Source organism: Sphingomonas sp. GW821-FHT12D09, from assembly GCF_058807215.1.
In genome coordinates this window covers 1,518,855-1,534,132 of record NZ_JBXAQL010000001.1, presented here as the reverse complement: position 1 = coordinate 1,534,132, position 15,278 = coordinate 1,518,855, and the positions used below count along the sequence as shown (strand labels likewise).

The 15,278-nt window shown below is 65.5% G+C and carries 12 protein-coding genes; 10 read left to right on the top strand and 2 right to left on the bottom strand.

Going from position 1 to position 15,278, the window contains the following annotated elements; all coding sequences use genetic code 11:
* The first annotated feature begins 2 nt into the window (after positions 1-2).
* Positions 3-1,052, top strand: a complete 1,050-nt coding sequence (locus AC1RPL_RS06800; protein WP_493068493.1) for a hypothetical protein — start codon at positions 3-5, stop codon at positions 1,050-1,052.
* Between the two features lie 39 nt (positions 1,053-1,091).
* Here the strand turns inward: AC1RPL_RS06800 and AC1RPL_RS06795 are convergent, their stop codons facing one another.
* Positions 1,092-2,426: a sensor histidine kinase gene (locus AC1RPL_RS06795; protein WP_493068492.1), complete on the bottom strand. Its 1,335-nt coding sequence runs from the start codon at positions 2,424-2,426 to the stop codon at positions 1,092-1,094.
* Entirely contained in the window at positions 2,426-3,100 is a 675-nt protein-coding gene (locus AC1RPL_RS06790) for a response regulator transcription factor (RefSeq protein WP_493068491.1), read from the bottom strand. The genes AC1RPL_RS06795 and AC1RPL_RS06790 overlap by 1 nt, the downstream gene beginning before the upstream one ends.
* Before the next feature lie 268 nt (positions 3,101-3,368).
* On the opposite strand from AC1RPL_RS06790, the gene AC1RPL_RS06785 reads away from it, so the two are divergent.
* The 9 genes from AC1RPL_RS06785 to AC1RPL_RS06745 all read left to right on the top strand — a co-directional run bounded on the left by AC1RPL_RS06785 (position 3,369) and on the right by AC1RPL_RS06745 (position 15,015).
* A complete protein-coding gene (locus tag AC1RPL_RS06785) occupies positions 3,369-3,656 on the top strand; it encodes a type IV toxin-antitoxin system AbiEi family antitoxin domain-containing protein (RefSeq protein WP_493068490.1) in 288 nt (95 codons plus the stop codon).
* 119 nt (positions 3,657-3,775) lie between these two features.
* A complete protein-coding gene (locus AC1RPL_RS06780; protein WP_493068489.1) occupies positions 3,776-6,289 on the top strand; it encodes a TonB-dependent receptor in 2,514 nt (837 codons plus the stop codon).
* A gap of 74 nt (positions 6,290-6,363) precedes the next feature.
* Positions 6,364-6,987, top strand: coding sequence for a tetratricopeptide repeat protein (locus tag AC1RPL_RS06775; RefSeq protein ID WP_493068488.1), 624 nt, complete (start codon positions 6,364-6,366; stop codon positions 6,985-6,987).
* Positions 6,981-7,664, top strand: coding sequence for a Fe2+-dependent dioxygenase (locus AC1RPL_RS06770; RefSeq protein WP_493068487.1), 684 nt, complete (start codon positions 6,981-6,983; stop codon positions 7,662-7,664). Before AC1RPL_RS06775 ends, AC1RPL_RS06770 begins: the two co-directional genes overlap by 7 nt.
* Before the next feature lie 95 nt (positions 7,665-7,759).
* The gene (locus AC1RPL_RS06765) at positions 7,760-8,518 is read left to right on the top strand and encodes an RNA polymerase sigma factor (protein WP_493068486.1); all 759 of its coding nucleotides are present in this window, start codon (positions 7,760-7,762) and stop codon (positions 8,516-8,518) included.
* The gene (locus AC1RPL_RS06760) at positions 8,515-9,531 is read left to right on the top strand and encodes a FecR family protein (RefSeq protein WP_493068485.1); all 1,017 of its coding nucleotides are present in this window, start codon (positions 8,515-8,517) and stop codon (positions 9,529-9,531) included. The genes AC1RPL_RS06765 and AC1RPL_RS06760 overlap by 4 nt, the downstream gene beginning before the upstream one ends.
* Positions 9,532-9,618: 87 nt before the next feature.
* Positions 9,619-12,174 carry a TonB-dependent receptor gene (locus AC1RPL_RS06755; protein ID WP_493068484.1) on the top strand — a complete coding sequence of 852 codons (2,556 nt, stop codon included), beginning with the start codon at positions 9,619-9,621 and terminating at the stop codon, positions 12,172-12,174.
* A 165-nt stretch (positions 12,175-12,339) separates the two neighbouring features.
* Positions 12,340-13,515, top strand: coding sequence for a lactonase family protein (locus AC1RPL_RS06750; protein ID WP_493068483.1), 1,176 nt, complete (start codon positions 12,340-12,342; stop codon positions 13,513-13,515).
* A 33-nt stretch (positions 13,516-13,548) separates the two neighbouring features.
* On the top strand, positions 13,549-15,015 hold the full coding sequence (locus tag AC1RPL_RS06745) for an alpha/beta hydrolase-fold protein (protein WP_493068482.1): 1,467 nt from the start codon (positions 13,549-13,551) through the stop codon (positions 15,013-15,015).
* Positions 15,016-15,278: the final 263 nt, after the last annotated feature.

Genomic DNA, 15,278 nt, shown 5'->3' with positions numbered 1-15,278 from the left:
AGATGAAGTTCCTTGGACGATTGCTGACCACGACGATCGCATGCGGCAGCATGCTCGCACTTGCCGCACCGGCGCGCGCGCAGACGGCTCCGGCTCCCACACCAGCTCCAACGGCACCCGGCTATCACATCGTCGACCGCATCCAGATCGGCGACGGCTGGTGGGACTATGTCAATATAGAGCCGGTCCACCACCGCCTGTTCGCGGCGCGCGGCAATGGCGTCTTCGAGCTCGACCTCGAGACCGGCCTGATCGACAACCGCTTCATCCCTGGCTCGGAAGGACGCGCAGTCATCCCGCTGCCGGGCGGCGACACGATGCTGACCACGATGGCCGGCATCAGCGGGGCGATCCTGTTCACCACGGTCGAGGGCAATATCGTCAAGCTCGTCGAGCTCGAGCAGGCGTCGGACTCCGCGGTCTATGAGCCCATCGGTAAGCGCGTCTGGGTGATGGGCGGCCATGGCAAGGCGGCGGCGATCGATCCGGCGACCAAGGAAGTCGACGGCGCGGTCGAACTCGGCGAGCCGCTCGAATTCTCCCAGACCGACGGGCGCGGCCGCGTCTTCGTCAATGGCACCGAATCCGCTTCGGTGATCGTGTTCGACGCGGTGAAGCGCAAGCTGGTCGGCAAATGGGCGATGAAGGGCTGCGAGGATCCCTCGGGAATGGCCTATGTCGAGGGGGCCGATGTCATCCTCTCGGTATGCTTCAATAACATGCTCAAGGTGCTCGATGCCAAGACGGGCGAGGACCTCGCGACGCTGCCGGTGGGCAAGGGCGCGGACGCGGTGATCTACGACAAGGTGCGCAAGCGCGCGTTCGTGCCCTCGGCCTATGATGGCGTGCTGACCGTGCTCAAGGTCAACAGCCGCAGCGACATCCATGTCGAGGAAGTCGTGCCGACGCAGATCGGCACCCGGACCGGCGCGGTCGATCTGACCACCGGCACGCTCTATCTGCCGACCGCGCGCTTCGCCGCGCTGAACAAGCTGGGCTGGCCCGAGGCCATTCCCGGCACCGTCCAGATGCTCGTGATGAAGCCGAACTAAGGCTGTATCGGCGGAGATCCTCGGGGTCTCCGCCAGCCGCTAGGCGCTCTGGCCCGGCAGCGAGACCGCGATCCCGAAGCCGGGGCCGTCGAGCAGAGCGACCTCGCCATGATGTGCCGTCGCAATCGCAGCAACCAGCGCGAGTCCCAAGCCGTGGCCGGCAGACGATCGGCTGGTGTCTCCGCGGCTGAAGCGCTCGAACAATCCTGCGCGCGAATTATCCGGCACGCCGGGGCCATCATCGCGCACGCAGAGCAATACGCTTCCATCATCCTCCTGCAGCGTGAGGCGAATGCGCGTCCCGGCAGGGGTATGGTGGAGGGCGTTGTCGAGAAGATTCGATACAAGCTGGATCAACAGGCGCCGATCGCCCAGCACTTCGATACCAGGCTGGACATCGACTTCGAAGGTGTCGCCGCGCTGCTCCGAGTCCGCTCGGAACATCTCGGCGAAATCGGTCAGCGCCGCACTCAGGTCGAACGGCCGGAAATGCTTGCGTACGCCGAGCCCTTCGACTTCCGAAATGCGCAGGAGCGCGGCGAAGATGTCGAGCAGTTCATCTGCCTGGTTCAGCGCTGCATCGACAGCCGCCGTGCGTTCGGCCTCGTCTCCGCCGGCCGCTTCCTCCAGCCGGTGGCGTAGCCGCGTGAGCGGCGTTCGAAGATCGTGCGCGATGTCGCTCGACACCTGTCTCAGATTGAGCATCAGCGCGGCAATACGATCGAGCATCTGGTTCAGCGTCGTGCCGAGGCGATCAAATTCGTTACCCGAAGCTCCGACGGGCATCCTTTGCCCCAGGTCTCCATCGATAATCGCAAGCGCGGTGCGATCCATCCGATGCAGCCGTGCCCTGGTCAGTGCGCTCAACGTCCAGGCACCGGCGAGACCGAGCAGCAGCATCGCGGCGATCGACCAGTTGAACAGATCGCCCAGGCGTCGATCGATCTGACGCAGGCCGGCGCGATTCGCTCGCACGATCAGCAAGGCATCGTTTGGGACGCGCGTTGTCATTGCCTGGCCGATCGAGCCGTCCCGCGCCCGAAAGAACTCTTCATAGCCGGGCACGAGCCGCATTGCTGGATCGAGATTACCGGCCAGCCGCCTTCCAGTCCGATCGACCAGCAGATAATCGAGGTCGTTGGCGATCGGAGCGGCCAGGCGCCGCTGGATCGCGGCGGCGATCGCGGCACTCCGATTGGTGCCCACCTCGACGAGCAGGGCGCGTGTCTCGGTATCTATCCGATGGTCGAGCTGCAGCTCGATCGCGTGATGGGTGATCCGATAGGCGACCTTGCCGATCGCCAGCGTTCCCAGCGTCAATGCGACACTGATCAGCGCGGCTAGACCGAAGGTGGAGCGACCGAGGAAGCGCATCAATCAGCGCGAAGCCGATAGCCGGCGCCGCGCACGGTCTCGATCGCGTCGGCGTCGAACCCGGCATTGAGCTTTGTGCGAAGCCGACTGAGATGCGTCTCGACGATATTCGTCCTTGGCTCGAAGTCGAGATCCCAGACCCGCTCGAGCAGCATCGTCCGGGTCACGATGCGCCCGGGGTTGCGCATCAACTCGGCGAGCAACAGGAATTCGCGCGGTTGTAGCGCCACCTTGCGGCCGGCGCGCCGGACCTGGCGCCGCTCGAAATCGAGCTCGATATCGCCCGCGTTCAGCCGGACGGGATCGGCGTGCAGCACCGGCCGGCGGGCGAGTGCCTGGACGCGTGCGGCCAGTTCAGAAAAGGCGAAGGGCTTGACCAGATAATCGTCGGCGCCTGCCTCCAGACCCTCGACGCGGTCCTCGATACTCCCCATCGCGGTCAATATCAGGACAGGCGTTGCGCAAGCGCCGGTTCGCAGCATCTTGACCAGCGACAGGCCGTCGAGCGCGGGCACCATCCGGTCGATGATCAGCACATCGAAGCTTCCGTCCGTTGCCTGGAACAACCCGTCACGGCCGTTGCTCGCCGTCACGACGACATGGCCGCCCTCGGAGAGGCCACGCGCGATGAAGCCACAAGTGTCCGCATCATCTTCCACGATTAGAATGCGCATCCTGCGACTCTATCGCCGCATCCAGGCTACTTGGCTAGCCGTGCTTGCCGCCTCGCAGGTTGGGGCAGCGATATCGAAACGCGCAACCACGCGGATCGCTGCGTGTCAGAGGCCGAGCCGGGCACAACGACCGCGCAACATTGGGATAGCGTTGGCAAATTCATACAAGTTCCCAATGTTTCGCTTTGCCGATTGGCAGGCGCGCCGCGAAGCGTAAAGGCGAGCCTCAGTTGCGATCAATTCGCATTAGCTATCGCAGGAAGCACTAATGCCGCAAGTCGTTGCGCTGCCCGAAGTCGCCATGCGCGGTGCCGCCTTGCGACGGATTCGCGTCGTGTCGCGCGCCATGGGCACCGAGCAAGGTTCACCTTCGGGACTTTGCGCCGCCAAAGTGATACGACGCTTGCGCGGGCGTGGTCCGGTCTCGGCGGCGGAGCTGCGCGAGGCGGGCATTTCTTCTCAATATGCCAGCCAGTTGCGCCGGCGTGGCATCCTGGAGCGGGTTGCCCATGGCCAGTCACGGCTGGCACCGCGTTTCGATCATACCATTTCCTAGAAGTCGCTGAGATTGGCGGAATACTCCGCGCCTGCGCCGCTAATGCGACTTAGAATCATGAGTGACAGCGAGGCCAAGAGGCTGCTGTCCAAAGTTTGAGCATAAAGGGGGATCTTCCTATGACCGTTTCCGCCACGCGTTCCGGCGCGTCCTACCTGGCCCTTGCCTGTGTCGGTTTCATCGCCACTTCGGCCACCGCTTACGCCGCCGACAAGGACCCGATGCCCGGCCCCGACGGCAAGGACGGGCAGGATCGTAGCGCACAGGATCGCGGCGAAATCACCGTCACCGGCACGCGCACCGAGTTGCAGGGCCCCAAGGCGACTGCGACGCTTGAGAACACGCCGCGTTCCGTCATCGTCCTGCCCAAGGATGTGATCGAGCAAACCGGTTCGACGACGCTGGCGGACGCGCTCCGCACGGTGCCCGGCATCACCTTCGGCGCGGCCGAAGGCGGCAATCCAGTTGGCGACCGTCCCTTCATCCGCGGCTTCGACAGCCAGGGCTCGACCTTTGTAGACGGCGTACGTGACAGCGCGGCCCAGGCACGCGACACCTTTGCCATCGAACAGGTCCAGGTCGTCCGCGGTTCGGACTCGACACTCGGCGGCCGCGGCAGTGCCGGCGGCTCGATCAACATCATCACCAAGTCGCCCCAGGCGACCGACTTCGTCCGCGCGACGGCGAGCGTCGGCACCGCCGACTACAGGCACGCCTCGCTCGACGTGAACCAGTATCTGGGCAGTGGCATCGGCGTCCGCGTCGCGGCGATGTGGCACGACCAGGACGTTGCCGGCCGCGACGCGATCTGGAACCGCCGCTGGGGCGTCGCGCCGTCGATCACGATCGGCCTGGGCAGCGATACGCGGCTGACCGCCGGCTATTACTATCTTGAGAGCCATGAGCTGCCCGACAGCGGCATCGCCTATCGCTACACGATCGGCAACGCGCCGGGCACCGGCGAGATCTATTCCGAGCCGGCGATGGGCGACTTCATCACCAATGGCGGCGTGAAGGGCTATATCGATCGCACGGCCTTCTACGGCCTGAAAAGCCGTGATTTCCGCGATGCCTATACGCATCAGGCCAATCTGCGCGTCGAGCATGACTTTGGCGATGTCACGCTGCGCAACAACTCGCGCTACAGCTATAACGAGCAGAACTACATCTACACTCAGCCGGATGACCAGCAGGGCAACGTCTATGGCACCTCCGCCACCGCGCCCGCAGCCGGCAGCGCGGCGGCACTGCGCGGGGACCAGATCACCGGCGGATATGTCTGGCGGCGCGGCAATACGCGTTACGGCTATTCCGAGGCGCTGACCAACCAGACCGACCTGTTCGGCACCTTCGAGACGGGTTCGGTCAAGCACAGCTTCGCGACCGGCGTCGAGGTCAGCTGGGAGAAAGCTCGCCGCGGCACCTATGTCCTCGCCACCGGTTCGGGCGTGAATCCGCGCTGCAACACAGCGACGATCGCGCGCTTCTACTGCGCCAGCCTGTTCAACCCGAACCCGAACGACGCCTGGGTCAACTATACCGGCGACGCCACCACGGTGACGACGCCGATCGTGAAGGGCGGGCCGACCACCGAGATCCAGAACGACGCGCACACGGTTTCGGCATATGCCTTCGACTCGATCACGCTGGTGCCGTCTCTGATCCTCAACCTCGGCGGCCGCTTCGATCGCTTCACCTCGAAGCTGACGCCGGCCATTCCCGCGGGCTCGCAGGGCTTCAGCCTCGAGCGCACCGACAATCTGTTCAACTGGCAGGCCGGCTTGGTCTTCAAGCCGACCCGCAACACCAGCCTCTATGCGAGTTATGCCACCGCAGCGACGCCGCCGAACAGCCTGCTTGGCGAAGGCGCGGAGGCAAACGCCCTGCCGACGACCAACACCAATGCGAACCTGGCGCTGCTCGACAGCCTCAAGGTCGAGAAGACCAAAAGCTACGAGATCGGCGCGAAGGCCGGCCTGTTCAACGAGCAGCTCTCGCTGACGCTGGCAGCTTTCCAGACCGACACCGACAATGCCCGCGCCACCGGCGAGGACAACACGGTACAGTTCATCGGCAAGCGCCGCATCCGCGGCATCGAGTTCAGCTTCAACGGCAACGTCACCAAGTGGCTGAACGTGTTCGGCGGCTATACCCATCTCGATCCGAAGATCATCGATGGCGGCTATACCGCGCTCACTGCCGCGGCGGTGGGCACCCAGGCGGCCAAGGTCGTGCTGGTCCCTTCGGTCAACAACGGTCGCCAGGCGACGCAGACGGCGGCGGACAGCTTCACGTTGTGGGCGAACGTCACGCCGCTCAGCGGCCTGAGCTTCGGCGGCGGCGCCTTCTACACCAGCCGCGTGTTCGGCGGGTATAGCGACAACCGCACCGCCACGCAGAATTCGGCCGGCGTGGTCACGGTCAATCCGGCGACCAAGGTGCTGGTCCGCACCGTGCCGGAATATTGGCGCTTCGACGCCCGGCTCGGCTACAAGATCAACGAGCATTTCGATGTGAGCGTCAATGTGCAGAACCTCACCGACAAGGTCTATTTCCCGCAGGCCTATTCGGCGCACTATGCCTCGATCGCGCCGGGCCGCTCGGCCTTCGCAACGCTCGGAGTGAAGTTCTGAGCGAAGACCTGAATGCGCTGACGCCCAGCGAGATCGCCGCCCGCCTCTCCGGTTCGCCGGACGAGCGGGCGGCGTTGATCCGTGCGGGTGCCGAGCAGGGCGTGGCCGAGGCCCAGGCTGTATTGGGTCAGATGCTGCTCGATGCCGGACAGGCGCGTGAGGGCTTTGGCTGGTTCAACAAGGCCGCGGCCCAGGGGCATTTGATGGGGCTCAATATGGTTGGGCGCTGCTATGACCTGGGCTGGGGCACCGCGGTCGATAAGGCTCGGGCCGCCGAGTGCTTCCGCATCGCCGCTGAACACGGTCTCGAATGGGGCATGTACAATTATGCCACCGCGCTGACCCTCGGCGCCGGTGTGGTGGAGGACAAGGCGCAGGCGTTCGCCTGGTTCGAGAAGGCTGCCGCAATGGGCAATGCCAAGGCAGTCAACTATCTTGGCAGCTTCCACGAGGATGGCTGGGTCGTCGAGCGCGACATGGCAAAGGCGGCGGAATTCTACGCCCGGGCGGCCGAAGGCGGCGATTTCCGCGGTGCCTTCAACCACGCCCGGATGCTGCTCGACGCCGGCGAGATCGCCAAGGCTCGAGGCTGGATCGAAGTCGCAGTCAGGACCGCCACGCCGGCGTTCACGGCCAAGATGCGCGGCTGGCTGCTGGGTTCGGCCTGGCCCGACCTTGCCGCGGTACTTGCATGCTGATTGCGCTTCCAGAACTGCTTTCGTCCGAAGAAGTCGCCACGTTGCGCGGTATCCTCGACGGCGCGGAATGGGTCAACGGCAACGCCACCTCGGGTGCCCAGTCGGCGTTGGCCAAGGATAACGAGCAGCTGCCCGAAGGCGGCGAGGCCCATCGCCAGGCCGGAGCGATGGTGCTCGATGCGCTGGGCCGCTCGGGCCTGTTCTTCGCCGCGGCGCTGCCGCTCAAGGTCTTTCCGCCCTTGTTCAACCGCTATGGCGGCGGGCAGCGCTTCGACACGCATGTCGACAATGCCGTGCGCATCCAGCGCGGCACCGAGTTCCGCATCCGCTCCGATCTGTCGATGACGGTCTTCCTCGAGGATCCCACCGCCTATGACGGCGGCGAGCTGCTGATCGAGGGGCAGTTCGGCGCGCAGTCGGTCAAGCTGCCGGCGGGGCATGCGATCCTCTATCCCTCGTCGAGCCTTCACCGCGTCGAGCCGGTGACGCGCGGGCGGCGCGTGGCGAGCTTCTTCTGGATCCAGTCGATGGTCCGCGACGATGCCGCGCGGCGCATCCTGTTCGAGATGGACCAGGCGGTGCAGCGGCTGGTGCCGACGCTCGGCAATGACGATCGCTCGGTGATCGAGCTGACCGGCGTCTACCACAATCTGCTGCGCCGTTGGTCCGACGCCTAGGCCGACGACGCCTCAGGCTCCACAACCGAGCGGGCAAGGGAAAAGGGCTTGCCTGTAACCTATCGGCAGGTTCCGGGCGGGCATAGCTGGGCCGTATGGCGCGATTTCCTTGCAAGCTGCCCCGCAGCTATTCCACGCCGACAGCGCCCGGCGATGAGTGGCCGCCGCGGCTAGCACGGCGGCGCGCGAGCCGCTGCCCTGCACCGATCAATAAAGTGTGCCGGGCGAACCATTCCGCTTCGTCGGCATTGCGATCCGGCTCGTCGGGGGCGAGCCATATTGCGTTCGCATCGCGCGACCATTCGGACCGGCATGCATTGACTCGTTCCATCAGCACAGCGGCAGCGGCGCAGCCGGAAGGTAATGCGCTCGAAGCGATTTTCCGGCGCTATCGCCGGCCGCTGATGGCGTTCTTCCGCCGCCGGGCCGATAGCCAGGATTGCGACGATCTCACCCAGGAGGTGCTGGTGCGCCTTGCCCGCCGCGGGGCGGTCGACGGAGTTCGCGCCGTCGAGCCCTATGTATTCCAGGCGGCGAACAATGTGCTGACCGATCATGTTCGCCGCCGTGCAGTCCGGGCGCACGGGCGAACGGAAAGCTATGATGAGGAGCAGCACGCGCCTGCGGATTTCTCGCCGGAGCGCGTCTTGCTCGGAAAGGAAGAGGTCGCGAGGCTGCGCGCGGCGATCCAGGCTCTGCCCGATCGCGCGCGGACGGCTTTCGTCCTGTTTCGGTTCGAAGGATGGAAGCAGGCGGAGATCGCCAGGCATATGGAGATAAGCGTCAGTGCCGTGGAGAAGCACATCAAGCTCGCCATGGTGCGGATCGCGGCAGCATGCGCGGAGGAAGAATGATCGGGCCCGGCATGCCTGACCGGGAGGAAGGAGCTGCGCTGGCTGCGGCCGACTGGCTGCTGCGCGTGCAGGGTGGGCTGACCCGGTCCGAGACCGCAGCCCATCACGCCTGGCTGGCGGCGCACCCGCGCAACCAGGCCGCCTATGCCGCGATGGAACGTGGCTGGCGGTCGATGGAGGGGATCGGCGACGATCCGGCGCTTGTCAGGCTGCGGGAAGCGGCGCGAGCGCCGCGGACCGGCAAGCGCCGCCACGCGTCCTGGATCGGTGCGCTCGCGGCATCGCTCGTGCTCGCCTTGCTCCTGGGGCCTCTGTTCTGGGGGGAGGGCGGGTTCGACCGCGGCGCCACGCTTGCGGTGGCGACCCCGAGCTTCGCCACGGGGAAGGGCCAGCGCGGCATCGTACGGCTCGCCGACGGCTCCGTGGTAACGCTCGACGGCGATACCCGGATCAGCGTGGCGCTCACCGGCGGCCGCCGCTCGATCACGCTGCAAAGCGGACAGGCCTATTTCCGCGTCGCGCATGACAGGTCCCGGCCGTTCGTGGTGACCGCGGGCGAGCGCGAGATCGTTGCGGTGGGTACCGAGTTCGAGGTGTCGCGCGATCGGCGCCGCATCACCGTGCTGCTCGCCCAGGGCAGCGTGATCGTGCGCAGCGCCGAGCCGCGTGGAGCCGCGCCCGCCAGGATGAAAGTCGGCGAGCTGCTCGAATATGATCGCACGGCGGACCGCACCCGGCTGGAGCCCGCCGATGTGAAGGCGCGGATCAGCTGGATCGAGGGCAAGCTGCACTTTGATCAGGAACCGCTCGCCGAAGCGGTGCGCACCTTCAACCGCTACAACCGCGTGCCGATCCGCATCACCGATCCTGATCTGGATACGCTGCGGGTAAGCGGGGTCTTCCGCACCGACGCACGCGATGATTTCCTCTCCGCCCTGGTCGCGCTGTTTCCCGTGACCGCCGAGCGCCGCGCTGACGAAATCGTGCTGCACCGCAGGCCGCGCTTGAAATAATTCCGCGGCAACCTGCGGATTTGCCGCGCGCCCGCGTCTGACCCTTCGAACGCCCGTGACAATCGGGCGACGACCAAGGAGAGGACAATGCGAGGATTGGCTATCAGCCTGAGCGCCCTGCTGGCGACCACGGCCATCTGTGTGCCAGGTGCCCATGCGGTGGCGCAGCCGGCGGCGCAGAGTTTCGACATACCCAGCATGCCGCTGGCCCAGGCGTTGACGCGCTTCGCCGAGGCAGCGAATGTACAGATCCTGTTCGATCCGGCGATTGCCCAGGGGCAGAAGAGTGTGGCGCTGACCGGCAGCTTTACGCCCGAGCAGGCACTGTCCCAGATGCTGGGCAATGGCAGGCTCTTCCTCACCCGGACGCCCGGCGGCGTCTTCATGATCCACACGAAGCCCGGTTCCGCCAGGTCGGCCGACTCCGTGCCGGCCGGTGCGCAGACCGATGGCGCGGCGGCCGCGCAGCAGGCCGATACCGGATCCAGCACCGATAACGAGATCATCGTGACTGCGGCGCGCCACAGCCAGAGCCTGCAAAAGGTCTCGGCGTCGGTCGATGTGCTGGGCGGCGACGATCTCGCCCGCACCGCGACGACCAACATTTCCCAGGCGCTCGCCACCGTGCCGGGGGTCAATACGAGTGCCCAGCCCGGGGGCTTCTCGATCAACGTGCGCGGCCTCGGCGCCGACCTGCAGAGCGGTGCGACCCAGGGTTCGGTCGCGCTCGAGTTCGACGGCGTCTACAACATCATCGCGCTCGGCACGACCACCGGCTTTTTCGACGTGAACCGGATCGAAGTGCTGAAAGGGCCCCAGAGCACGCGCTACGGTCCCAATGCGGAGGGCGGGGTGGTCAACGTCATCTCCAACGACCCGATCCTCGGCAGCAACGAGGGGAGGGGGTTACTCACGATCGGCAATTTCGGCCTGATCCGCGGCGAGATTGCCCAGAACTTCGCCCTGAGCGACACGGTAGCGATCCGCATCGCGGGCGCGGCGGTGCACCGCAATTCCTATTTCGACCCGAAAACCGGCAACGCCATTGCCCAGGCACTCCGCGCCAAGATCCTGTTTCAGCCGAGTGCTGCGTTCGCCATCAGGTTAGGCTATCAGCTCGATCATCTGGGCGGTACGGGCTATGGCTCGGAAGCTTCCTATCCGATCATCATCAACAAGGTCGCGCCCTATGCGGGCGACAGCATCAACGACAATGGCAATGCCTGGCACAAGGGCGATACCGGCGATGCGACCAGCGATCCGGCCAACAACAAGGCCGATATCTACCAGCACACCTTCACCGGCAATCTGAGCTACGGCTTCTCGGACGGGGTCGCGCTCGACGTCACCGGCTCGTACATCAAGATTGCCGGCGACGCGACGAGCTGTGCGCATAACGGCCCGCCATGGAATATCGGCGGCCCTGGCCAGTGCTTCGTCGTTCACGAATATGATCCGTTCAACCAATATTCGGCCGAAGTCCGCCTCCACAGCCCGGACGGAAGCGCGCTGCAATGGAACCTCGGCTATTATTACTGGGACTATAGCCAGTATAAATGGGGTGCGGCGTTCCAGGCGGTGCCTGGGCGCCCAGGCGGCACCGGCTACGGGACGCGGACCAACGCAATCTTCGGCGAGGCGACCGTGCCCGTCTCCGACAGCTTTCGCGCGATTGCGGGCGTCCGCGAAAGCTGGGACCGTCGCACGCTCAAGCCCGCCGGCGTTGCCACCACCTACAGCCGCGATCTCACCCATTTCGACTTTCGCCTCGGCGAGGAGCTCGATCTCTCCCCCCACTCGATGCAGTATTTCACGGTGTCGTCCGGCTATCGCCCCGGCGGCCTGACCTATAATGGCGCGCTCGGAACGGCGGCGAATTTCGCGAGCGAGAAGACGCTGGCCTTCGAGTTCGGCGTCAAGAACCGGTTCTTCGGCAACCGGCTGCTGCTCAACTTCGATGCCTTCTACTACAAGCAGAAGGATTATCAGGACATCGACAGCTATGCCGGCTTCCCGGTCACCCTGGCCGGCGGCGCGACCTATGTCTGCTCCAATGGCGGTGGCCAGCCGCCGGAATGCTCGGTGCCGACCTTCAACATCGAGAACGCCTATAATCTGGGCCTCGAATGGCAGGCTCGCTTCCTGCTGACCCCGAACGACAGCCTGGGCTTCAACGGCACGCTGATGAAGGCGCGATTCGGCAACAGCCAGGGCACCTGCGCCACGCTGGCGGCGCCGACCGGCGGCGGCTGCTATATCGGCTATAACGACCAGCTGACCAACGCGCTGGCCTTTTACGACATCCGCGGCAAGGTGCAGCCGCATTCGCCGACCTTCAGCACCAACCTCAGCTACGAGCACGTCTTCCACTTCGGCTCGGGCGCGAGCCTGTCGGTGGGGGGCGACGCCTATCACAGCTCGGGCTATTGGGTGCATCCGGTCCAGGACGCCTCTAAACTCGGCTACCAGCCCGGCTATTGGCAGGAAAATCTGGAGGCGCGCTTCGTCAGCGCCGGCGAGCGCTTCACGCTGAGCGCCTTCGTCAAGAACCTTTCCAATTACGCGGTCAAGCAATCGACACTGCCCGCGACGACGATCAGCGATCCCCGCACCTTCGGCGCTTCGCTGGGCGTGCGGTGGTAGAAGGGGGCGGCGCCCGGCTCCGTTCGTTGCGGGCGCCGTTCCGTTCGCCTGCGACGAAGCCGATACAGATGTAACCATAGCGAAATTCGCACGCTCGTTCTCGCCGGTATCGGCGCGGCGAGAAACGGCCGGCAAGCGATACGCAAGCGCAACGGAGATCGAGATTTGAACGAGCAAGCAAAGCCCGGGCCCACCCGCATCGCGGCGGTGCTGGGCGCTATGCTGCTGCTGGCAACCGGCTGCACGCAGGCGGTTCGCCCGACAGCCACCGCCAGCCAAGCGAGCCTGGTCTATTTCGGCACGCATGGCGACCAGCCTGGGCAGGAGCTGTTCGGCGGCTGGTTCGACGAGGCGACCGGCACGCTGCGCGACGTCCGCCCGGTCGCGGATGTCTTCCGCCCGACCTGGCTCGCGGCGATGCCGGGCAGCCCAGTGTTGTTCTCGGTCAGCGAGAGCGGCAATGACGGCAAGAGCGAAGCGCGGGTTGTCGCCTTCGCCGTCGATCGCCAGACCGGCGCGCTGCGGTCGCTCGGCGATGTCGGCTCGGGCGGCGGTGGCGCGACACATCTCGATTATGACGCGCGCTCGCATTCCCTGTTCGCCGCCAATTTCGGCTCCGGCACCGTCTCGGCGATGCCGGTGGCCATGGACGGTTCGCTGGGCGCCCCGGCATCGCTCGGCCATGATGAGGGGACCGGCCCTCATCGCCGTCAGACCAGCCCGCACGCGCACGGGGTCACCGTCGCCCCGGGCGGACGGCACGTGCTGGTCCCCGATCTCGGTGCCGACCGGGTATTCGTCTATCGCTTCGACTCCGCCACGCGGACGCTGAGCCCCTCCGAGCCAGCGTTCGCGCAGACAGCGCCGGGAAGCGGCCCGCGCCACCTTGTCTTCGGGCGTGATGGCCATTTCGCCTATCTCGACACAGAGTTGACCGCCCAGATGATGGTCTATCGGTGGGATGACCGGCGCGGGCACCTCACGCCCGTCCAGACGCTCGACCTGCTGCCAAAGACTTTCGCCGGCGAGCGCAGCGCCGCCGAACTGGCGGTGAGCTCCGACGGGCGCTTTCTCTATGTCTCGACGCGCGAGGGCGATAATTCGCTGATCACCTTCGCGATCGATCCGAGGGCGGGTACGCTCACCGAGGTCCAGCGCATCGCGGTCGGCCGCCGTCCCTGGAGCTTCGCGCCATCGCCGGGCGGTAACTGGATCCTCGTCGCCGAGGAAGGCGAGGACCGTGTCTCCGTGCTCCGCCGCGATCCCCGCAGCGGGCGCCTGCAGCCGACCACGAACAGCGCCCAGGTTTTCAAGCCGGTCAACGTGACCTTCGTGCGCTAAGATGCGGAAACCCTTCCAGATGAGAGACTGCGCATGACTAAGGTATCGAGACGAGACTTCGTGGCGGCCGGCACCGCGCTGGCCGGTGCCGCCTCGGCAATGGGTCTCGCTGTTCAGCCGGCACAGGCGCAGGCCGGCGGCTTCCAGGCCGCGACGAACAACGGTCCGGGCGGGCCGCGAAAGCGCAACGGACCTGGACTCCAGGGGATCACGGCACTCTGTGAAGTCACCGGGGGCGGCGAGAAGGTCTATGGCATCGCGGTCGAGTATGACGTGGCGATCGATCCCTCCGCCCTGGCGCTCGACAGCTACACCGCGAGCGTCTTCCCGGCTGCCAAGGGCTATTTCCCTGGCATGCCCGAGGCCCCCGACAAGAACGCGACGAGCGAGGCGGCGAAGCCGCGCAAAATCGTGGGCGTCTACACCAATGCCGAGCCGGCGCTGCGTCCAGACAAGGCGAGCGTCACGGGCCCCTATGTGATCACCGAGTTCGCGCATGACGCGGACCTCAGCCTGCCGACCACCGACAGCGACAAGGTGACGATCACGCAGGACAAACCCGTGCGGACGACAGCGGGCGCGGTTTATGCGGCAAGCCAGAAGGTGTGGAGCAATGCCGGGCAGCGCGGGAACAGCGTCGCCATCCGCGGCGTCGATGCCTGGGAGCAGAATCATTGGTGGTGGGACGACACGCGCTCGGCCTGGCTCGAATACAGCATCTATTTGCCCAAGTCGTTTCTAGCCCCCGGCGGCGAGAACAAGGCATACCCGCTCGTGCTCGCAATCACCCATTCGGGCACAAGCTATGACGGCACCTGCGCGCAGACGCTGACCGAGCAATGCATCGCCAGCATCTGGAGCCTGCCCGAGGAGCAGGACCGCCACGAATGCGTGGTGATCACCCCGCGCTACGAACGCACGACGATGAACGACTATTGGGAGCACACCTACGACCTCGAGAACACCCACAAGCTCGTCGAATTCTTGCTGAGCAATCGCTGGAACTACGGCAACCCGAACCTGCCCGACCGCGCCGACAAGGTGCTCAAGATAGATCCGAAGCGAGTCTACACCACCGGCTGGTCGATGGGCGCGATGAGCTCGCTCTGGCTGATGGCCAAGCACCCCAAGACCTTCACCGCCGGGTTGATCATCGCGGGCCAACAGCGCCCGAGTGACGTCGTCACCCTGGCCGACCAGAAGGTTCTGATCCTCACCGGCACCGAGGACAACAAGGCGACGCCCTGGAACGAGAAATGCGTGCCCGTGTGGGAGCAGGCTGGCGCCAGGGTGACGCGTCCGGCCGAGCGGCTGGATCCGGCACTGATCTTCCCCGTCGAGGACCAAAAGAAACTCACCGGCCAGATCGATAGCTATCTCGCCAAAGGCGGCAACATCACCTTCCTCACGTTCCAGGGCGTCGATCACATGGCCTCGGCGCGCAAGTTCTTCTACATCAAGGCCGCGCGGGACTGGTTGTTCAGGCAGGTCCGCGGCTGACGGGCGGGCCGCGCAACGTTCTTGTGGCGTCCGGCCGTCGCGCATCCGGACGCCGACTACGCCCCAGCCACGCACCCTCACAGCCAAAAACTACGTCACCGGAGTCGTGAAGTTCGCCAGTGAGGTCCAGCTAAAGCTCAGACTATTGGGTGGTCTGCGGGAAACATTGTAGAAATGACCTGCATGGTTAGGTCGCCGGTGGCCTACCGCCTCGGCGCCGGGGCAGGTTCCGATCTGCCGATATTATAACTTTACCTTCAAAA

Bases quoted from the DNA above. Each gene is read 5' to 3' on its own strand.
- AC1RPL_RS06770 (WP_493068487.1), top strand. From the start codon at position 6,981: ATGCTGATTGCGCTTCCAGAACTGCTTTCGTCCGAAGAAGTCGCCACG.
- AC1RPL_RS06760 (WP_493068485.1), top strand. From the start codon at position 8,515: ATGATCGGGCCCGGCATGCCTGACCGGGAGGAAGGAGCTGCGCTGGCT.
- AC1RPL_RS06795 (WP_493068492.1), bottom strand. From the start codon at position 2,426: ATGCGCTTCCTCGGTCGCTCCACCTTCGGTCTAGCCGCGCTGATCAGT.
- AC1RPL_RS06745 (WP_493068482.1), top strand. From the start codon at position 13,549: ATGACTAAGGTATCGAGACGAGACTTCGTGGCGGCCGGCACCGCGCTG.
- AC1RPL_RS06755 (WP_493068484.1), top strand. From the start codon at position 9,619: ATGCGAGGATTGGCTATCAGCCTGAGCGCCCTGCTGGCGACCACGGCC.
- AC1RPL_RS06790 (WP_493068491.1), bottom strand. From the start codon at position 3,100: ATGCGCATTCTAATCGTGGAAGATGATGCGGACACTTGTGGCTTCATC.
- AC1RPL_RS06785 (WP_493068490.1), top strand. From the start codon at position 3,369: ATGCCGCAAGTCGTTGCGCTGCCCGAAGTCGCCATGCGCGGTGCCGCC.
- AC1RPL_RS06780 (WP_493068489.1), top strand. From the start codon at position 3,776: ATGACCGTTTCCGCCACGCGTTCCGGCGCGTCCTACCTGGCCCTTGCC.
- AC1RPL_RS06765 (WP_493068486.1), top strand. From the start codon at position 7,760: ATGGCGCGATTTCCTTGCAAGCTGCCCCGCAGCTATTCCACGCCGACA.
- AC1RPL_RS06800 (WP_493068493.1), top strand. From the start codon at position 3: ATGAAGTTCCTTGGACGATTGCTGACCACGACGATCGCATGCGGCAGC.